General features: G+C 62.7%; 17 protein-coding genes. 12 read left to right on the top strand and 5 right to left on the bottom strand.

Annotated elements, in window-relative coordinates; genetic code table 11:
* Position 1: 1 nt before the first annotated feature.
* The 9 genes from tagH (at position 2) to tssH (ending at position 11443) form a co-directional block, all read left to right on the top strand.
* Positions 2–1225, top strand: coding sequence for a type VI secretion system-associated FHA domain protein TagH (gene tagH, locus CUV01_RS05680; RefSeq protein WP_101459625.1), 1224 nt, complete (start codon positions 2–4; stop codon positions 1223–1225).
* Positions 1218–2600 carry a type VI secretion system protein TssA gene (locus CUV01_RS05675; RefSeq protein ID WP_101459624.1) on the top strand — a complete coding sequence of 461 codons (1383 nt, stop codon included), beginning with the start codon at positions 1218–1220 and terminating at the stop codon, positions 2598–2600. The genes tagH and CUV01_RS05675 overlap by 8 nt, the downstream gene beginning before the upstream one ends.
* A 93-nt stretch (positions 2601–2693) precedes the next feature.
* Positions 2694–3218 (top strand): type VI secretion system contractile sheath small subunit, encoded by a 525-nt coding sequence (tssB, locus tag CUV01_RS05670; RefSeq protein ID WP_101459623.1) that lies wholly within the window; start codon positions 2694–2696, stop codon positions 3216–3218.
* 3 nt (positions 3219–3221) lie between these two features.
* Entirely contained in the window at positions 3222–4712 is a 1491-nt protein-coding gene (gene tssC, locus CUV01_RS05665) for a type VI secretion system contractile sheath large subunit (RefSeq protein ID WP_101459622.1), read from the top strand.
* 40 nt (positions 4713–4752) lie between these two features.
* Positions 4753–5250 (top strand): Hcp family type VI secretion system effector, encoded by a 498-nt coding sequence (locus CUV01_RS05660; protein WP_101459621.1) that lies wholly within the window; start codon positions 4753–4755, stop codon positions 5248–5250.
* A gap of 92 nt (positions 5251–5342) precedes the next feature.
* Complete coding sequence (gene tssE, locus CUV01_RS05655) at positions 5343–5909, top strand: type VI secretion system baseplate subunit TssE (RefSeq protein ID WP_101459620.1); 567 nt, start codon at positions 5343–5345, stop codon at positions 5907–5909.
* A gap of 9 nt (positions 5910–5918) precedes the next feature.
* Positions 5919–7835 carry a type VI secretion system baseplate subunit TssF gene (tssF, locus tag CUV01_RS05650; RefSeq protein ID WP_101459619.1) on the top strand — a complete coding sequence of 639 codons (1917 nt, stop codon included), beginning with the start codon at positions 5919–5921 and terminating at the stop codon, positions 7833–7835.
* Positions 7832–8794, top strand: coding sequence for a type VI secretion system baseplate subunit TssG (gene tssG / locus CUV01_RS05645; RefSeq protein WP_101459618.1), 963 nt, complete (start codon positions 7832–7834; stop codon positions 8792–8794). Before tssF ends, tssG begins: the two co-directional genes overlap by 4 nt.
* A gap of 9 nt (positions 8795–8803) precedes the next feature.
* The gene (gene tssH / locus CUV01_RS05640; protein WP_101459617.1) at positions 8804–11443 is read left to right on the top strand and encodes a type VI secretion system ATPase TssH; all 2640 of its coding nucleotides are present in this window, start codon (positions 8804–8806) and stop codon (positions 11441–11443) included.
* A gap of 51 nt (positions 11444–11494) precedes the next feature.
* On the opposite strand, the gene CUV01_RS05635 is transcribed toward tssH, so the two are convergent.
* From CUV01_RS05635 to CUV01_RS05615, 5 genes are all read right to left on the bottom strand, one after another.
* Positions 11495–12616: a hypothetical protein gene (locus CUV01_RS05635; protein ID WP_157994782.1), complete on the bottom strand. Its 1122-nt coding sequence runs from the start codon at positions 12614–12616 to the stop codon at positions 11495–11497.
* The gene (locus CUV01_RS05630) at positions 12613–13020 is read right to left on the bottom strand and encodes an ExbD/TolR family protein (RefSeq protein ID WP_101459615.1); all 408 of its coding nucleotides are present in this window, start codon (positions 13018–13020) and stop codon (positions 12613–12615) included. The genes CUV01_RS05635 and CUV01_RS05630 overlap by 4 nt, the downstream gene beginning before the upstream one ends.
* A complete protein-coding gene (locus tag CUV01_RS05625; RefSeq protein WP_157994781.1) occupies positions 13017–13403 on the bottom strand; it encodes an ExbD/TolR family protein in 387 nt (128 codons plus the stop codon). Before CUV01_RS05625 ends, CUV01_RS05630 begins: the two co-directional genes overlap by 4 nt.
* Positions 13404–13493: 90 nt before the next feature.
* On the bottom strand, positions 13494–14138 hold the full coding sequence (locus CUV01_RS05620; RefSeq protein ID WP_101459613.1) for a MotA/TolQ/ExbB proton channel family protein: 645 nt from the start codon (positions 14136–14138) through the stop codon (positions 13494–13496).
* 4 nt (positions 14139–14142) lie between these two features.
* On the bottom strand, positions 14143–14631 hold the full coding sequence (locus tag CUV01_RS05615) for a hypothetical protein (protein ID WP_101459612.1): 489 nt from the start codon (positions 14629–14631) through the stop codon (positions 14143–14145).
* A gap of 126 nt (positions 14632–14757) precedes the next feature.
* Between CUV01_RS05615 and CUV01_RS05610 the strand changes: the two genes are divergently transcribed.
* The 3 genes from CUV01_RS05610 (at position 14758) to CUV01_RS05600 (ending at position 18987) form a co-directional block, all read left to right on the top strand.
* On the top strand, positions 14758–15213 hold the full coding sequence (locus CUV01_RS05610) for a DUF1036 domain-containing protein (protein ID WP_232962535.1): 456 nt from the start codon (positions 14758–14760) through the stop codon (positions 15211–15213).
* A gap of 97 nt (positions 15214–15310) precedes the next feature.
* Positions 15311–16708 (top strand): hypothetical protein, encoded by a 1398-nt coding sequence (locus CUV01_RS05605; protein ID WP_101459611.1) that lies wholly within the window; start codon positions 15311–15313, stop codon positions 16706–16708.
* An 11-nt stretch (positions 16709–16719) separates the two neighbouring features.
* Positions 16720–18987 carry a M23 family metallopeptidase gene (locus tag CUV01_RS05600; RefSeq protein WP_101459610.1) on the top strand — a complete coding sequence of 756 codons (2268 nt, stop codon included), beginning with the start codon at positions 16720–16722 and terminating at the stop codon, positions 18985–18987.
* Positions 18988–19029: the final 42 nt, after the last annotated feature.

Genomic DNA, 19029 nt, shown 5'->3' with positions numbered 1-19029 from the left:
CATGACCCTGACCCTTCAGATAGAAAACTATCAGATCCTCGATGATGGCGGGCCGGCCAGCGTGCAGATCGTGGATACGGGCCTGTCTGCCGGCAGATCCAGCGGAATGGGCTGGGTGCTGCCCGATGCGAGCCGGCATATTTCAGGGCATCATTTCGATATCTTTCGCGACGACAAGGGCTGGTGGCTGCGCGATGTCTCGACCAATGGCACCTTTCTGCAGGGCCAGCGTTACCGTCTGGACGGCCCTCACAAGCTGAACCACGGCGACCGCTTTCAGGTCGGCCAGTACATCATCGTCGTTCTGGTGGATCAGCCGGCTGGCGCGGCGGCGCTGACGCCCGCATCACTGCCTGATCGTTCGCAGGCACCGGGCTATGCCGAGGATCCCTGGGCCTTGGGCAGCGGCGGTCATGTCGAACCCGTCGATCCTCTGCCGCCCAGCCCCACCGGGCGGCGGTATGATTTTGCCGACGACTTTATCTCGACGGGGCAGGGTGGCGTCGCGCCAATGCCGGTGCCGGCCATGCCGCCGCCCGCCCCACTGCCAAATGCGCCCCAGCCCGCGCGATCCGATGTGCGCGAAACCACGGGGATCAAGGCACCGGCGCCGCCCGTTGCCGAGCAGGATTTCGTGCGCGCCTTTTGCAAGGGTGCGGGTCTGGCGCCTGACCTTTATGCCGACATACCGCCCGCCGAGTTGGCGCAGGCTTTGGGCGAGACCGTGCGCCGTGTGTCGCAGCAGGTGATGATGTCTCTGCAGGATCGCGCCGCCGCCAAGCAGTTTGCCCGCACCGGCGAACGAACGATGCGTGGTGCCACGGACAACAATCCGCTCAAGTTTCTGCCCGATGTCGACCAGGCCATCGAGGCCATGTATCTGAAGCCGCGGGCGGGTTTCCAGAATGGCCCGGATGGGTTCGAGGATGCGCTGACCGATCTGCGCCTGCATCAGGCGGCCCTGTTCGCGGCGTTGCAGCCGGCTTTGGCGAGGTTGATGACGGATCTGGCGCCGGAAACCATCGAGCCCGAGGCCGAAACGGGGCGGTTGGGTGGCAACAAGCGCGCAAAGGCCTGGGAGATTTTTGTCGAGCGTTGGGACAAAAAGACCGCGCCGCATGAAAACGGCATGCTGGATGAATTTCTGAACCATTTCTCGACGGCCTACCGCGAGATGGCGGCCCGTCAGGACGGCGCGGGCAACAAAGGGGGCTCTGATGGCTGATACTCAGGCAAAGGGGCTGGACTGGCTGCTAGAGCCGGTGACCGAGGACACGCCCTGCGGACCCGATCTGGAAATCGAAGGCGCTGACAGGTTTATCGACTATTATTACGAGGCCGAAGCGCGCATGCCCGAGCGTTACTTTACCCCCGGCATGGCCGGGGTCGCGGGCAGTATCGACCGGCTGTTCGATCCCAAATCAATCAATTTGCGGACCGAAACACAGGCGATCACCGCATTGCTGCGCGAAACCCGTGACCTGCGGTTGCTGTCGCTGCTGGCGCGGTTTCAGGTTCTGGCGGCCCGCCCTGCCGAATTCGCTGACAGCCTGCAGGCGATGGCAGCGTTGTTGGAAAAATGGCCCGATGGCGTGCATCCGACAACGGCGGGTTCGGTCTCTGAACGGCGTGCGGCGCTGGATGAACTGGGGTCGATCAAGACGGTCGGGATGCCGCTGCAATATCTGCCGCTGGCTGGCCAGACGGATGCCACCTATCGCCGTTATCTGGTCGCGACGGGCCAGGTGCCGGCGCGGCCTGATGAAGAGGGCGTTGAGCGCGGCGCGATTGTCTCGGCTTTGGCTCAGCCCTCGAACGAAAAGCAGGTCGAGCGGCTGCATGGCGATCTGGGGCGGGCGGCCACTGCGCTGAATGCCATTGTCCAGGTCTGCGCATCGGGCGGCACCACACGCTTTCACCCGACGGTCGATGAGACGCTGCAGACGCTGACCGGAATGCAGCAACTGCTGCAAGAGGCGCGACCGAATCTGAGCCTGTGGTCGGATCAGGTGTCGCCGCCGATAGAGATGGATGGGGATGGCGCGGAAGCGCCCTCCGCTGATGCCGGGCCGTCAATGCAGGCGGCGTCGGCGCCGGTTGTCCCGGTCCAGGCCGCAGGGGCCATTTCGGACCGCGCTGGCGTTCGTCAGGCGCTGGAGGGGGCCGAGCGGTTTCTGGCGCGCAACGAGCCTTCATCGCCCGCGCTGCTTTTGGTGACGCAGGCGCGCCTGCTGATCGGACGCCCGTTGATCGAGGCATTGGAAACGCTGCTGCCAGCGGATGCGGGTCGGGCGGTCATCGGGTTCACGCCAGAATCAGGCTTTGCGGTGGCGATGGAACGAATGAAAAAACTGTCGGACAGTGCGCTTGGCGGTTTCGAAGATTCGGCACAGCCGGATGACGCCCCTCCGGCACAGCCTCTGGTTTTGACGTCGCGTAGCGAAGTCGCTGCACAGTTGCGCGCGGTCGAGGAATTTTATGCCGCGAAAGAGCCGGCAAGCCCGATTCCCATTCTCCTTGCGCGTGCAAGGGGGCTCATGGACAAGGGGTTCCAGGCAATTGTCGCCGAACTGTTGCCGAAACCAGAAGCAAAAGGATAATCTCTGACCAAATGGACAGGGCATTAGGCATGTGGCATTGACACTTTAGTGATTTGAGGGTTTCGTGCCGCGCAACTGTTAGGAGTTCGAGTAATGGCCGCTGACAAGTCGACCGATTTTATCAAACGCAATCGCCCGCCTCGGGTGAACATTTCCTACGAAGATCCCTATGACAGCGAAAAGATGGTCGAGCTGCCCTTTGTGATGGGTGTGATGTCCGATCTGTCGGGCAATGCGTCGCCTGTCGATAAAGAGGCAATGGAAGAGCGTGACTTTGTCGACGTCACCGCCGCCTCGCTGGATGAATTCATGGAAAGCGTGACGCCGGGCCTGTCCTATAACGTCGGCAACGAACTGGGTGGCGAAGATCGTCTGGGCGTCAGCCTGGAATTCCAGTCGATGAATGATTTCGAGCCGGCAGCCGTGGCGCGCCAGGTTCCGGCGCTGAAAAAGCTGCTGGAGGCGCGCGAGCATCTGGCCAATCTTCAGCGCTACATGAACTCGAAACCCAAGGCGCAGGACCAGATCAAGCAACTCTTGAACGACCCCGAGCTGATGGCGGCACTGGCAGCGCGTGAAAGCGCCAAGGACGCATCCGACGAAGGGACGGAGGATTAATTCATGGCCCAAGCCCCGCAGCAGATCGACCAGCAGGATGCTGGCCTAAACGAGCTGAACGAGTTTTCCGACATTCTGCGGCAGACGATCAAGCCGCGCACGGATGTCGCCGCGAAAGAGGTCGACAACGCCGTTGTCGCGCTGGTGCAAGAGGCGCTGGAAGATCAGACGCTGATCGGTGAGGACGTGATCGACACGATCACGGCGATGCTGGCCAAGATGGACAAGAAGCTGTCCGACCAGTTGAACCAGATCATGCATCACGATGAGTTCCAAAAGCTGGAAGCATCGTGGCGCGGTCTTGCCTATACGGTCAATAATTCCGAAACCGACGCCTCGCTGCGGGTCAAGGTGTTGAATGCCTCGAAGCCCGAACTGGCTGCGATGATGCGGCGCTATCCCGGTGCGAAATGGGACAAGTCGCCCCTGCACATGAAGATCTATGAGCAGGAGTTCGGCACCCTGGGTGGCAAGCCGTTTGGCGCGCTGGTGGGCGATTATTATTTCGACCAGTCCACGGCTGATGTGGGTCTGCTGCGCTCGATCGGCAAAGTCGCTGCGGCGGCTCATGCGCCGTTCCTCAGCTCGGCCGCGCCCGAGTTGCTGGGGATGGACAGCTGGAACGAGATCGGCACCCCGCCCGACCTGTCCGAGATTTTCGATACGCCCGATTACGCCGCCTGGAACAGCCTGCGCGACAGCGAGGACAGCCGCTATATCGCGCTGACCCTGCCGCGGGTCCTGTCGCGCGAGCCCTATGGTCAGAACACCAATTCGGTGGTCGAGGAATTCGATTTCGAAGAGGAAACCGACGGCCATGACGGCACGCAATACGCGTGGATGAACGCGGCCCATGCGATGGCCGTGAACATCAACCGCGCGCATAAGGAATACGGCTGGACGGTGCAGATCCGCGGCGTTCAATCGGGCGGCGAGGTTCTGAACCTGCCCAGCCATACTTTTGATACCGGCGATGGTTCCAAGGACCTGAAATGCCCGACCGAAGTGTCGATCACCGATCGCCGCGAGGGTGAGCTGTCCAAGGCTGGCCTGATCGGTCTGATCCACCGCAAGCACACCGACAAGGCTGCCTTCATCGGCGCTCAGACCTTGTACCGTCCAAAGAAATATGTCGACGATCTGGCCACTGCCTCGGACAATATGTCTTCGCGGCTGCCTTATATTTTCGCCGTGTCACGCTTCAGTCATTATCTGAAGGTAATGGTGCGCGACAAGATCGGTCAAAATCCGGATCGCTTGCAACTGCAGACCCAATTGCAGAGTTGGGTCAACAAATACGTGTCAGGCAATCCTGAAAGCGCGAGCGAGCGGGAAAAGGCCAAAAAACCTTTGGCGGGAGCCAAAGTGGAAGTCGTGGAGGACGAGGAGAACCCGGGCTATTACGTCGGCAAGTTCTTCTTGAAGCCGCATTTCCAACTGGAAGGCATGGATATCGGGATGAGCCTTGTGTCCAAGCTGCCGAAAGGCAAATAGTTTTTTTATCTGGCTGTCGTAAATAAAGGAGCGAGTAAATATGGCCGTTGATATCTTTCTGAAGCTGTCGAACAACATCAAGGGTGAGTCGCAAGATGATACTCATCGCGATAACATCGACGTCTTGGCTTGGGGTTGGGGTCTGACCCAGTCCGGTACGACCCATGTTGGTTCGGGCGGCGGCGGTGGCAAGGTGAATGTCCAGGACATCACTCTGACCAAATACGTCGACCTGGCTTCCAACGACCTGATCAAGCGTTGTACCTCGGGTGAGCACATCGAGAACGGCGAACTGATCGTCCGTAAATCGGGCGGCACCGCTCCGGTTGAGTATTTCCGCCTGAAAATGGAAAACATCATGATCACCAGCTACAACACTGGTGGTTCCAAGGATGGCCTGGACCGTATCCAGGAAACCCTGACCCTGAACTTCCGCAAATTCGAAGTTCTGTATACCCTGCAGGAAGAGTCGGGCGCAGCTGGTGCCGAGACGATGGCCGGCTGGGATATCGCAGAAAACAAGGAATGGAACGCCTGATCCATTTGGATCGGCCCCATTTCCTGACAGGAATGAACCCCGGCGCAGCGCAGACCTTGCGCCGGGGTTTTTCTATGGCAGGCTGAGGTATCATGTCCCGCAGCCCCCGCACCAAACCCGATCGGCAGATGTCGATCATGCAGATTTTCCGCGCCAGTGCCCGTGCGGGCGATGCGCGCGACGCGGCCCCGGCCGAGCGGCGTGTGGACGAGGATCGCATGATCTCGGTGCGCCGACGCCAAAGCCGCGACGGCACGGATCCCGCGTCATTGCAGGCCGATCTGGCCGCTGATCTGGGCAGCCTGATGAACACGGTTCGACTGGATGCAATGGTTCCACTGACCGATGCGCCACTGGTCGAACGCTCAATCGTCAATTTCGGATTTCGCGACATGTCCAGCCTGACGCAGAGCCAGGAAACCAACAGCCGGATCGCCGCGTCGATCCGCGAATCGCTGATCCGGCACGAACCGCGACTGATCGCGGAAACGCTGGAAGTGCGCGTCTCGGAACGAGATGAGATGACGGATCAACGCATCTTTTTTGATATTACCGCCGAAATGCGCGCATCACCGGCTGACCTGCCAATGGATTTCGTGGCCGAGGTCGATCTGGGCGCGGGCAAGCTGCGCATGACCGGGCGGCGGGTTGAAAGGTAGACACGGGCGATGAAAAAGGCATTCCGTGATATTTATAACCGTGAGCTGGCGATGCTTTACGAGCGTTCGGCAGAATTCGCGGCGGAATATCCGGGCATCGCCGACCGGCTTGGCGGTTTGCTGCGCGACAATACCGATCCGGCCGTGGCCGGCTTGCTGGAGGGCACGGCGTTTCTGGCGGCGCGTGTTCAACTGAAGCTGGACGAGGAATTCCGCGGTTTCACCGTCGAAATGCTGGAGCAGATTTTCCCCGATGCGCTGGCGCCCGTGCCCTCGGTCATGCTGGTACAGGCGCAATCCTCGGCCGATGAGAAAAAGCTGGAAGAGGGCCGGCGCTTTGCGCCCGGCGAATACCTTGACGCGCGGTTTGTTGATGCTGATCAGCGTGTCTCTTGCCGCTTTCAGTTGACGGCGCCGGTGACACTCTGGCCCCTGGCCGTCGATGATGTGAGCTATCTGGACGCTGCCGGCCCGGTTGGCTCCCTGGGGCAGGACCCCGACCTGAGAACCAAGGCGGGATTGCAGATCGGCATCCGGCGCACCACGCCCGGCGGCATGAACAGCCTGCCAATGGACAGTCTGGCCCTGCACCTCACCGCCCCGGATTTCGGGCAGGCCGCCGCGCTTTATGAGCAGGTGCATTGCGACCGGCTGCGACTGTCCTTGCGTTGGATCGACAAACAGGGCGATCCGGCGTTCTTGCGGCTCAATCCCGACCAGGTGGAACAGATCGGTTTTTCGCAAGAAGAGCGGCTGTTCCGGCGCGATACGCGTCTGTTCGATGGGTTCGCGCATCTGCGCGAGGCGTTTATCTTTCCGCGCAAGTATCTGGGTTTTCGCCTGACAGGGCTAAAGCCGATCCTGTCGCGCATCCCTGCGGATCGGGTCGAAATCGTGATGGAGTTCCGGCGCAGCGATGACGTGTTGGCCGCGCGGCTGACCAACAGTCATGTCGCTTTGAACTGTGCGCCGGCGATCAACCTGTTCGAGGAGACCAGCAGTCAGGTTCGGCTGGACCAGAAACGGCATGAGTTCGTCGTGACGCCGGATTCCAGCCCGGTGACGCATTACGAGATCCAGCGGATCACCCATGTCTTTGCCCATTACGGCAGCAGCGCCGACAAGGTCGAGGTTCGCCCGCTATACTCGCTGCCCGACGGTGGCACCCCGCCGCGCCAGGCACTGTATTACACTTCGCGTCGCAAGCAGCGCCGCCTGACCTCGCATGAGAACCGTTTCGGCATGCGCCACCGCTATCGCGGCACCGAAACCTTTATTTCGCTTTACGAGCCGCCAGAGGGCGAGGTGTCGCAACGGGCGCAGCGGCTGCAAATCCGGGCGCTTTGTTCAAACCGGCACTTGGCGGAATATCTGCCGATCGCGGGCGGCAAGGACGACTTTCATTTCCTGTCTGACACCAGTGTTGCGCTGGCCTGCCTGATCGGTCCGACCCGTCCACGCGAATCGATGCTGGAAATCGACAAGGGTGCGCCGCATCGGGCGACGCAGGGCGATGTCTACTGGCGTCTCCTGTCCTATTTGTCGCTGAACCATTTCGGGCTGGACGACCGCCCCGGCCGCGATGGCGCCGAGAGTTTGCGCGAATTGCTGAGCCTGTTCGCTGACATGTCCGACAGCATCACAGAATCGCAGATCCAGGGGATCCGGTCATTGGAGACGCGCCCCATCGTCCGCTCTATCCGGCGTGCGGATGGCTATTTCCCTGCGCGCGGGCTGGAAATCCGGGTGACCTATGACGATGCGGCCTTTGAGGGCACCGGCTTTATCGCCTTGGCGGCGGTGCTGGACAGGTTCTTCGCGGAATACACCAATATCAACAGCTTCACCCAATCGATCACGGTCAGCCAGCAGCGCGGCGAGATCATGCGCTGGCCACCGCGAACCGGCAGCGGGGCCCTGCTATGAGCAGCGGCGGCGATCAGGGCTTTCTCGCACTGTTGCGCCAGATGGAACGCGAGGCCCCGGGCAAGCCGCCCATTGGCCGCGCCACCCGGCTGCGCGATGAGATCCTGCGCATCGGGCAGGACCCCTCGCTGGCCTTTCCTGCAGGGGATTTCGCACCCGAACGCAGCGGCTCTCTGCGGGCGCAGGTCATGGGGTTTTTCGGGCCGCAGGGCGCGTTGCCGCTGAACACGACCGAAGAGGTCGCGCGTTGGCTGGAGGGGGGCGATGACAGCTTTATCGCCTTTACCGATATTCTGGCGACGCGATTTTTGCAGTTGTTCTTTCGCGCCTGGTCCGATTCGCACGCGATCAGCCAGTTCGACCATCCGGGCAGCGACCGCTTTGACGGCTATGTCGCTGCGGTCGCGGGGACATCCACGCCCGCCTTTCGCAATCACGACGGGCTGAACGACCTTGCGCGCCTGCCGATGGTGTCGCTGTTCGGTGGCCGCGTCCGCAGCCCGGTCCGCCTGCGCCAGATGATCGAAACGCATCTGGCTGTGCCCACGCATGTCGAGGAACACGTTCCCTATTGGATGGAATTCGACGCCGCCGATACCTCGGCCCTTGGTCAGCGCGGCAGCAGTCTGGGGCGCGACATGTACCTTGGCGCGCGTGTGCAATCGGTGGGCGAAAAGATCCGGCTGGATCTGCGCACCGGCAGTCTGGCCGAGTACCGACGCTTTCTGCCCGGCCAGCCCGGCTATCAGCGCCTTGCCGATATCGTCTTCTGGTATCTGGGCAAGACCTATGTGGTTGATGTGTCGCTGGCCCTGCCTGCATCCGAGGTAGAACCGGCGATGCTTGGCAAATCCGCCAGTCTGGGCTGGATGGCAGCGCTTGCCCCTGCCAATGACGATCCCAATGCTTTTGTAACCGCCGCCAGTTTTTCGCTGGATGCCGACCGACCCGCCGCCTGAGGACTTTTAATGACCGAAATCAGTATCGAGAAATTTGCCGGCAAGATGAACCGTGCAGGCTATGACGCCTTTATTCAGGCCATGCGCCATGCACGAGGCGAAGGGAATCGCAACGTGGAACTGGCCCATTGGCTGTTTCATGTGCTGTCCAATCAGGACTGCGATATCTCGGTCAGCCTGCGTGAAATGGGGCTGGATCGCGGCAAGGCGCTGCAGGATGCAGACAAGGCGATGGGCGCGCTGAAAAAGGGTGTGACCGAAACGCCGGGCATTTCCGAAAGCCTGGGCGACACGCTGAACCACGCCTGGACCTATGCCACGCTGTTCTTTGGCGAAACCCAGATCCGTTCTGGCCACGCGCTGGTTGCGATGTTGAATGACAGCCATCTGCGGCGCGAATTGCTGACCGTCTCGCCGGTCTTTGCCGATGTCTCGGTCGATCGGCTCAGCGGCGAAAGCCGCACCCTCTGGGCCACCTCGGAAGAGGAAGAGATGCGCCCGATGGACGGCTCGGGTCTGGTCGGTGCGGGCACGCCGGGTGCGTCCCAGGGTGATGGCGCCAAGACCGCGCTTGGCCGGTTCTCGGTCGATCTGACGGCGCAGGCGGAGTCGGGCACGATGGACCGGATCGTCGGGCGCGATGATGAGATCCGCCAGATCGTCGATATCCTGCTACGGCGGCGCCAGAACAACCCGATCCTGACGGGCGAGGCCGGGGTGGGCAAAACCGCCGTGGTCGAAGGCTTCGCGCAGCGTCTGGCATCGGGCGATGTGCCGCCGGCGTTAAAGGGGATGCGGCTTTACATGCTGGATATCGGTGCCATGCAGGCAGGTGCCAGCATGAAGGGCGAATTCGAACAACGCCTGCGTTCCGTGATCGAGGAAGTGCAGGCCAGCCCGACGCCGATCATCCTGTTCATCGACGAGGCCCATACCCTGATCGGCGCAGGCGGCGCGCAGGGCACCGGCGATGCCGCCAACCTGCTGAAACCGGCACTGGCGCGCGGCACCTTGCGGACCATCGCCGCGACCACCTGGGCCGAGTATCGCAATCATATCGAAAAAGACCCGGCGCTGACCCGCCGTTTCCAGCCGATCACCGTGGATGAACCGGGGATCGAACAGTGCTGCTACATGCTGCGCGGTATCCTTGACCCGATGGAGGCGCATCACAAGGTTCGCATCTCGGACGAGGCGATCACGGCTGCCGTTGCGCTGTCGGCACGCTATATCCCGGCGCGACAACTGCCCGACAAGGCCGTCAGCCTGCTGGACACGGCCTGCGCCCGCGTGGCGATCAGCCAGAATGCCACCCCCGCGCGCATCGCCGATCTGCGCGAGGGCATTGCTGCGCTGGAAACCGAGATCGCCGCCAAAGAGGCCGAGCGCGATCTGGGCGAGACCAACGAAGAACGGCTGGCCGAGGCACGGGAAGAGGCCGACAGGCTGCGCGAAAAGCTGGCCGAGGCCGAGGTCGGTTACGGCGAGGAAAAGGCGGTCGTCGATCAGATCCTTGCCTTGCGCGAACGGCTGGCTGCGGCAGAGGGTGAGGCGTTTGATCCAGACGCCGTGCGGGCCGAGATGGCCGCCGAGATGGCCAAGCTGGACGACCGCAATCCCGATGACCGGATGATCTGGCCGCATGTCGACGAACAGGCCGTGGCATCGGTCATCAGCGACTGGACGGGCATTCCCGCTGGCCGGATGGTGGCTGATGAGTTGCAGGCAATTCTGGGGCTTGCCGATCACCTGCGCGAACGTGTCATCGGGCAGGATCACGGTCTGCAGATGATTGCCAAACGGGTCGAAACCAGCCGCGCAGGCCTGTCGAACCCCAACAAGCCCATCGGTGTTTTCATGCTGTGCGGTCCCTCGGGCGTCGGCAAGACGGAAACCGCGCTGGCCCTGGCAGAACAGCTATATGGCGGCGAGACGAACGTCATCACCATCAATATGTCCGAGTTTCAGGAGGCACATTCCGTGTCGCTGCTGAAAGGCGCGCCTCCGGGTTATGTGGGTTACGGCGAGGGTGGCCGTCTGACCGAAGCCGTGCGACGCAAACCCTATTCGGTGGTGCTGCTGGACGAGATCGAAAAGGCCCATCCGGACGTGCACGAGCTGTTCTTTCAGGTGTTCGACAAGGGCATGATGGAGGACGGCAATGGCCGCGCCATCAACTTCAAGAACACGTTGATTTTGCTGACCTCGAATGTTGGCACGAACGTCATCATGGATATGGCCGAAGGCGGCGAGACGACGCCCGATCTGGAAACGCTGGATGCGCGGATGAAGCCGGAACTGCTAAAGGTCTTTCCGCCTGCGCTGTTGGGCCGCATTGTGACCATCCCCTATTTCCCACTGGGTCGCGAGGTGCTGGCAGGCATCGCCAAGCTGAAACTGGGCGCGATTGTCGGGCGGATGCGCACGGCCCATGGCGCGCGGCTAGGCTGGGACGACGCGGTGATCGACCATATCGTCGAGGAATGCCGCGATCCGGACAGCGGTGGGCGGATGATCGACAATATCATCACCAACTCGATCCTGCCCGATCTGTCGCGTCAGGTCCTGGCGCGCATGGTCGAGGGCAATGGCATGTCCGACGTGACGATCACCATGAAAGACGGCAAGTTCGATTACATTTTCGCCTGATCCATGGCGCCGAATGGCTTTGATGGCCTTGCAGCAATTGCGCTGCGGCCATCAGGGCGCGGCGCGCACATAGATGGGGGCCACGCCGATCAGCGCCTCGCCTTCTGCCGCGTCTGCCAACGGTGGAAAGAAATCGCTGGCCAGTCGCCCGGCCAGTTCAGAGATGCTTGCCGGCCGTTCTGGCAGCGCGATGGCCATCAGCAGTTGACTGGTGTCGCGATCGCCGCCGGTGCGATAGACCGGCACGTCAAAGCGGATCGCATCACCAGATTGCAGGGTAAATCGGCGCAAGTCCTGCACAACGCCGTTATCGTCGATCAGCAGAAGGGCAGTCTGCAAGCCCGCCGCCCCCTCGATCTGCCCCACCAGCCTGTCATCCGAGGCAACCTCGGACGCCTCTAGCCGCACGATCAGCGGCAAGGCCGGATATGTGGCCGACGATCGCGCGAAATCGACCGCCGGGCATTGCCGCGCGTCCAGCAGGATAGAGCGTTCGGTCATCGGGACCTCGACCGAGCCCGCCATGTCGCGGAACAGATCGGCAATATCGCGATCTTCCGCGCCCAGCACGGTCAGCATCACCTCTTCGCCGCCAATCGTTTGGGGCAGGGCCGCCAGACAGGGCTGGTCCAACTGCGCGCGCAGCCGCAGCACCAGATCTGAAATCGCCGCATTCTGTGCCGCAGAGCCTTGCGGGGCGTCGCCGCCTGCTGCGCTGGCCGAGCCGCCAGGCATCATGGCGGGCGGCAATCCGGCCACCGCAACGCCCTGACCTGTCTGTGGTATGGGCGCAACGATCTGGCTGTCGTCGGGTGTCGTGACCGAGGTGTTGGCGGTCGCCCCCAGCATATCATCAGCCGGGGTCAGGACCGGGGACACGACCTGGGATGGGCCATCTTCGGATGGGGCGGCGGTGACCGTTTGCGGCGCAACCTGCGTTGCGGCGGCGGCGGTATCGATCTGCTGGACAGGATCCAGCGCAACTGGGGCAGGTGTCCCTTGTTCGACCGGCAGGCTGAGAATGTCGATCTCTGGCAGGGCGCGATCGCGGGGCTGGTCGGGAAAACCGGGCAAGACGTCCATCATGGCAGCCGCGGCAACGCCGTGCAGCGCGACGGAAGTGACTATCGCCTGTATCCAGTGACCTCTCTTGTCGGCGATCCGACCGATCATTCCTCCGACCTTTCCTTCAGCGTCACCAGCCGCACTGAACGTTCGGCCATCGCCGGGTTTTGCAGCACGGCGATCAACTGATCAGCCGGCGCGCCACGATCCAGCAGGATGTGCAGGGTAACCGGCTGTGCCAGCCCGTCCAATGCCACCTCTAATAGATCGGGTGCGACCTCGGTTCCGTCAAGCATCCAGTCGCCTTGCGCGGTCACCAGCAGCAGCGGGCGGGGCAACTGGTCCAGAGGCAATTCGCGGCTGATCGGCAATTCGACCTCATCGCCGACTTCCTCGGTGGTGATCTGCCCGGTGACGAGGAAAAAGAAGATCAGCAGCAGCACGATATTGACGATGGCCAGTGACACATCGATCTGGGCGCCATGCGGGCGCGGGGGCAGTGACACGCTCATTCGTTGCTTCCCCCACCGCTGCTGGCCAGTTGCACATCGGTGATGCCATTGGCGGCCAACGCCTCTAGTACCGAGACGATGCCCTGCACCTGTGCATCGGGTCGGGTGACCAGCAACACGCGCGCGGTGCCGGCCCGTTCAATCGCCTGGGTCAAACGCGGCAGGGCGTCAAAGCCGAAACGCTGGCCGCTGGCGACGATTGATTCGCGGCTGATCGACCAGATTGCGGTCTCGCCGGGCGACAAAGCACGGGGATCGGCCTCGTCTTCTGCTGTGCCTGTCTGGTCGGTCGCGCCGCCCGCGACCGCGCCGGCACGCAGGCTGAGCAGCGAGTAGGGGGTCAGGTTCGCCGACAGCATGAAAAAGACCAGCAATTGAAACATTGCATCAGCCAGCGGTGTCAGTGCGAACCGATACTGCCGCGGCCGTTGCGGCAATTTTATTCGGTTGCGGGTCTGCACCGCCTGCATGCGCTACCGCCGTCCGCCGCCCGCGACGCGGCCATGTATGGCGGCCGAGATCGCCATCTCGATCTCTTGCCGTTCCGTATCAATTTGAGATTCCAGCCAATTGGCCACGAAATAGGCCACAAGCGCGATGGCAAGGCCGATGGCGGTTGTGGTCAGCGCGGTCCAGATGCCGCCAGCCAATTGCGAGGGATCGACCGCGCCGGTCGCTTGCGACAGCGCCGAGAAGGCGTCGATCATGCCGATCACCGTGCCCAGCAGGCCCAGCATTGGTGCTGCCTGGACCACGGCCTCCAGCAGCCGCATCCGCGCCGCCATGGTCGACAACTCGACCAGCGCGGATTGCCGGCCCAGTTCCTCGGCGTAGCTTGGATCATTGGGTCGCGCGCGCAGACCGGACATGACGGCATGCAAGACCCGTTGCAGCACGCCATCGCCCTTGCTCGCCTTGCGCATCGCCTCGTCAGGCCGGCCATTCAGCCAATCATCCAGAATCTGATCGGCCAGGGTGCTTTTGCCCACACCGATCCGCCGGAATTGCATGATCTTGAAAATTGTGACCGTCAGCGCCAGCACCGAAAGGATGGCAAGTGCGATGAACACCGCCATGGTCGCAGCGGGAAGACCAAGGGATAGGGTAGATGAATTCATGGAATCAGATGCCGAACTCGATATTTTCACGCGACCGGGTGGTCAACGCATCCAGGCAGGCCGAAGCCACTTCGCCCTCTGCGCTGCCCTCGGGTTGACACAGCGTTACGTCATTTACAACCACGCGCGAGATATCGTCGCAGCCGCGGCCGGGCAGATCGAAGAGCACGATCTTGGTCTTGCTGGCTGACAGGGCACCGAATTCCAGCGCCAAAATGGACCGCACAATGCCTTGCGCGTCAAAGATCCCGACCTGCCAACCGGTGCGCTCAAAGCTTTCTGGGCTGTTATTTGTGGCGACAAAGGTCATCCGGCAGGCGCCGCCATCAGTGTCGGTTGCGTTGTTCAATTCCAGCATGATGCGGCCTTCGTCGGCATCGGGCTGGGCGTCGGGTGCGACGTCTTGTCCATGTGCGATGGCAGTAAAGCCCAGCAGGGCGGTTGCGATCAGCGCCGAAAGAGCGGGCGTTTTGCCGTGTCGGGGGGCAGGCACAGGTAAACCTCTTGTTCTGGTTCGATTCGGTGATGGATAACACGAATTTAGCAATGATGATGGTAACAGTCGTGATTCAAGACTGCTGCTTTCGGGTTAACTCGACGTCAATCATTGCGTCGTTTCATGCACAATGCCGGCTTGCTATTCCCGGTGGAAGCAATTCAAAAACGCATGATGTTGCGCTGTATGGGTTCTGTTCTGGTTCTGGTGTTCGCTTTGGCAGGTGCTGCCAGAGCAGAACTCAAGGTCTGCAACCAAAGCTTTGACGTGTTGAACCTGGCATTTGGTCAACCCGATGAGCGCGGCTTCAGCACCGAGGGTTGGTGGCGTGTCGCGCCGAACCAATGTGCGACATTGATCCGCGGCACGCTGTCTGCGCGCTTTGTTTATCTGTTTGCCTCGGACGTGTTCGGAAAGTCTGTCTTGCAGGGCTCTGTGCCGATGTGCGTCGCGCCGCGGCGTTTTCGTATCACCGGTGAACAGGACTGCCTACTGCGCGGCCATATCGAGGCGCGGTTCATCGAGATCGACACCGGACGCGCTGATGATTGGACGGTTTTTCTTGCGCCGCGACCATAGGGCAAAGGGTGTTCACAATGACCTGTTGGGGACGCTGCGGACTCGCCTGACGGCGCTGATTACGGTACATATTGATACGATTACGGGAAAGGACGCGATGCTCAAAACCACTCGGCGGATGATGATACAGGCCAGCGCGGCAATTGTGCTGCTGGCCTCGCCCCTGTTTGCCGAGACGCGGCAAGCACTGGTCATCGCTGAGCGCGCGCAAGGGCAAGAGATCGGGCAACCCGTCCGTGATGCACTTGCTGTTTCGCGCGCATTGCTGGCAGCGGGTTTTGACGTGCGGCGGCTGGAAAGCCCGTCAGCATTGCCTGATGCGCCCGCAGAGGCGCCCGATGTGATGTTGATCTATCTCTCTGCCGATCTGTCAGAACAGGATGGCAAGGCGATGGCCATGCTGTCCTCTGGCGCAGTGTCGCTGGACGATTTGGCGGCGCGCTATCCAGCGCGGCAGGCGCGGATCGTGCTGGCTGAATCCTGTCCGGTCGCCCCGGCGACGGAGGCTGCTGACAGTGACTCCGCTGATCTGGTTGCCGCGCCGGAGAACGGCATGATCGTGCAGTCGCCCGGCCCGGACGCCGCCTGTCCAGAGACGCCGAGGCTGACCCAGGTTCTGCTTTCAACGCTGGAAGAGCCGGGGGCCGAGATATCGGCCAGCCTGTCAGATGTAGGCTTGACCATGGCGACGGGTCCGCGCTGGCCCGGTTTTCAGGCGCTGTCCGCCCGGCCCGCGACCGTGATTGATGCGGGGCCTTTGGTGCTGGACCAGCCCCTGCGTCCGGTCGACCCAACCATCACCCTTGGCAGCGCGCAGGCGGGGTCGATCTCGTCGCCGGGGCGCGGTCCAATGGGTGGCGTGCAGATTCTACCCGCAGCCGCGCCGGCCATGCCTCTGGGCGGTGACCGTCAGGCGCGACCCGCGCAGTCCGGCCTGCCCGAGCCGTCCATCATCGTCGGTACCCGCCCGCGCGACGGTGCCGAACAGTCCGCCGATGATGGCCTGCTGGGCAGCGCCCTGGGCACGGATTACGAAGAGCGCCGGCGCATTCGCGAAGAGGATGCCGATCTGTTTGCAAGCCTGCTGGAAAGCGGTGCCTTTGATCCGCCCACCGATCAGATGGCCGGGGCGATCCAGACAGAGTTGCAGCGCATGAACTGCTATTCGGGGGGCATCGACGGCTTGTGGGGCAATGGCTCGCGCGGTGCAGTTGATCGTTATTTTCAACAGGTCGGCACGACGCCTGTCACAAGGAATGCTGACGTGGCGCTGTTTCGCCAGATCGCGCGGCGTGACGACGTGCGCTGCCCGGCCATCGTCTCGGCACCGGCTGCAGCACGCACCCCGGCGCCCACGGCGACACGGCAACCGGCCAGACAGCCCGCCAGGCAACCTGCGGCAGTTGCCCAGCAGCCGCGTCCGGCACCGCCTGCGGCTGCGGCGCAACAACCTGCCCTTAACCCCAATGCCATAGGCACCGGGATGTTCCGCTAGGTTGTCACGACATGCAGGTTGATCCCGCCTTTCAGAACCACCGCCGCAGTGCGCGGCGTCGCCGGAACCGCAGCCGTGCGATCCGCGGCGGGGTGGCGGCTGCTTCGGTGCTGATTGTGGGCGGCGTGGCCTGGATGCTGTGGCCCGATGCGCCGACCGATGGGATGCCCGCAGGCGATCCGCAGATTGCGTCGGAGGCGCAGGGCGACGATGCGCAGATGGTGCAGGTCGCCGAGGAATTCGACGTGGCCCCTGTGGTGCGCGCTGATACCTTTACCGACCTGCCCGGCGATCCGCTGATCCTGCGCCTGGCCGAGGACGGCCAATCCAGCGGCAATCAGCCGCTGACCGGCCCGCCGACGCTGGACGTGGGTCGCGTGGGCCTGCCTGCACCCGACCGGCTGACGCTGGTCGATGAGACACTGCACACGCGCGAACGACGGCTGATGACTGCGCTGCCCAGTTCGCCCGAGGATTTCGCGCTGTTCCAGCAACAGCGGACCCGCTCGATCGAAATGCTACAGCAGCAACAGCAGGCACCGGCACCCATCGACCCGCTGACAATGACAGAGGAAGAGAAAAACCCCGCGCGCGCCTCTGCCAACACCCTCTTTCTGCGTCCCGAGGCTGAACGCCTGCCCCTGTCGCAAGAGCTGATCCTGGATCTTGCGCTGGAAACGCCGCTGGCGGATCTGTTGCGCGACAATGGTTTTCAGCCGTCCGAGATCGAGGCCATCGTCGCGCGCGCGCCGGACGGGCTGCCGCTGGACAAGCCGCTGCCGCAGGGTGCGGTCATCGCCATCCGCTATGCCCCCATTGCCGATGATCCCCGGCTGATGCAGCTGTCGCTGTATGGTGAGCAGGGGTGGCAGGGCTCGGTTGCGCGCAACGGACGCGATGAACTTGTGGCAGCGGCTGATCCGTGGATCGACGATGATATCATGGTGCTGGCACGCGGCGACGCCGAACAATCCGGGGAGGGGCTGCAATACCGCCTGCTGGATGTGATCTATTCCGCCGCCATCCGCGCAGAGGTCCCGACCGAGATCGTGGGCGAAATCATCGCGATGATGGCGCAGGTGCATGATCTGGGAGGCTATGCCGATCCGGGTGACAGGCTGACCATGATCTATGCGCGCGATCACGGCGCGGGCGGCGGGCTGGCGGGGCAGGTTTTGTATGCCGGCGTTGACGGGCCATCGGGTGAAAAGCCCTGCTACGTCGTCCCGCGCGAGGATGGGCAGGGATTTCGTTGCCATGCGCCGGGCGCACGGATCGTCGAGGCCGGAACCGGCGGGCTGGTGATGACCATGCCGGTGACCGGCACGATCCGCCGCAAGTTCGGGGCGGAGATCACGGATCAGGCCGGTCAGGAAACCTTGCCCGGTCTCGAATTTTCCGCCGCACGCGGTGCGCCTGTCATTGCCGCCGCTGCGGGTAGTTTGCTGGCTGTCGATGGCGATGCGGCCGCTGGTTTCATCTTGACGCTGGATCACGGCGGCGGGCTGCGGACCCGCTATTCCGGGCTGTCGGCTGTGGCCGAGGGCGTGACGCAAGGGGCCGCTGTTGCCGCAGGAGGCGCGCTTGGGCGTGTCGGTCAGCCAAGTGGGGGCGAGGACGGCTTGTTCTTTCAGGCCTTCCGGGGCGGCGAGGCGATCAACCCGATGCCGTTCTTTACGGGCGGGCAGACAGTGCTGGCCTCGGACGCGGTCGAAACGCTGATCGGTCGCATCATCCGGGTCGAAAGCGCCGGCAATCCGAACGCCAAGAACCCGCTGTCGACGGCCTCGGGGCTGGGGCAGTTCATCGAATCGACCTGGCTCAGGATGATGCGCAGCTATCGACCCGATCTGGCGGCCACCATGTCGCGTGGCGATCAGCTGGCCTTGCGCTTTAATGCCGATCTGTCGCGCGAGATGGTCAAGCATCTGGCGCAAGAGAACGAGGCCTATCTGCGCGCGCGCGGCCATCAGATCAACGCCGGGCGACTGTATCTGGCGCATTTTCTGGGGCCCGAGGGCGCGCACCGGGCCTTGTCATCGGCGGACAATGCCAGCGTCCTGCAGGTCATGGGCGGGGCAGTGGTGAATGCGAACCCGTTTCTGCGCGGCTATTCCATCGCTCAGCTGAAGGGCTGGGCTGATCGCAAGATGACCTCGGCCCCGGTCGCGGCTGCAACGCCCGAGCCCGAACGCGAGGCACCGCCATCGCCTGCGGTTCTGGCCTTTGTTGCCGCCATGGATGCCATGCTGTCGGAAAGCAAGCCGGATCAGGGTTAGCGCCGCACCGGTCCTGCGCTTGTTCACGCCGGACCGCACGGC

The organism is Paracoccus tegillarcae, from assembly GCF_002847305.1.
Classification (GTDB): Bacteria; Pseudomonadota; Alphaproteobacteria; order Rhodobacterales; family Rhodobacteraceae; genus Paracoccus; species Paracoccus tegillarcae.
Note: the sequence above shows the minus strand (reverse complement) of the source record. Positions and strands in the feature narration are given on the sequence as shown.

Coding starts and splice junctions, on each gene's coding strand:
- tagH (WP_101459625.1), top strand. CDS start 2: ATGACCCTGACCCTTCAGATAGAAAACTATCAGATCCTCGATGATGGC.
- CUV01_RS05675 (WP_101459624.1), top strand. CDS start 1,218: ATGGCTGATACTCAGGCAAAGGGGCTGGACTGGCTGCTAGAGCCGGTG.
- tssB (WP_101459623.1), top strand. CDS start 2,694: ATGGCCGCTGACAAGTCGACCGATTTTATCAAACGCAATCGCCCGCCT.
- tssC (WP_101459622.1), top strand. CDS start 3,222: ATGGCCCAAGCCCCGCAGCAGATCGACCAGCAGGATGCTGGCCTAAAC.
- CUV01_RS05660 (WP_101459621.1), top strand. CDS start 4,753: ATGGCCGTTGATATCTTTCTGAAGCTGTCGAACAACATCAAGGGTGAG.
- tssE (WP_101459620.1), top strand. CDS start 5,343: ATGTCCCGCAGCCCCCGCACCAAACCCGATCGGCAGATGTCGATCATG.
- tssF (WP_101459619.1), top strand. CDS start 5,919: ATGAAAAAGGCATTCCGTGATATTTATAACCGTGAGCTGGCGATGCTT.
- tssG (WP_101459618.1), top strand. CDS start 7,832: ATGAGCAGCGGCGGCGATCAGGGCTTTCTCGCACTGTTGCGCCAGATG.
- tssH (WP_101459617.1), top strand. CDS start 8,804: ATGACCGAAATCAGTATCGAGAAATTTGCCGGCAAGATGAACCGTGCA.
- CUV01_RS05635 (WP_157994782.1), bottom strand. CDS start 12,616: ATGATCGGTCGGATCGCCGACAAGAGAGGTCACTGGATACAGGCGATA.
- CUV01_RS05630 (WP_101459615.1), bottom strand. CDS start 13,020: ATGAGCGTGTCACTGCCCCCGCGCCCGCATGGCGCCCAGATCGATGTG.
- CUV01_RS05625 (WP_157994781.1), bottom strand. CDS start 13,403: ATGTTTCAATTGCTGGTCTTTTTCATGCTGTCGGCGAACCTGACCCCC.
- CUV01_RS05620 (WP_101459613.1), bottom strand. CDS start 14,138: ATGAATTCATCTACCCTATCCCTTGGTCTTCCCGCTGCGACCATGGCG.
- CUV01_RS05610 (WP_232962535.1), top strand. CDS start 14,758: ATGCACAATGCCGGCTTGCTATTCCCGGTGGAAGCAATTCAAAAACGC.
- CUV01_RS05605 (WP_101459611.1), top strand. CDS start 15,311: ATGCTCAAAACCACTCGGCGGATGATGATACAGGCCAGCGCGGCAATT.
- CUV01_RS05600 (WP_101459610.1), top strand. CDS start 16,720: ATGCAGGTTGATCCCGCCTTTCAGAACCACCGCCGCAGTGCGCGGCGT.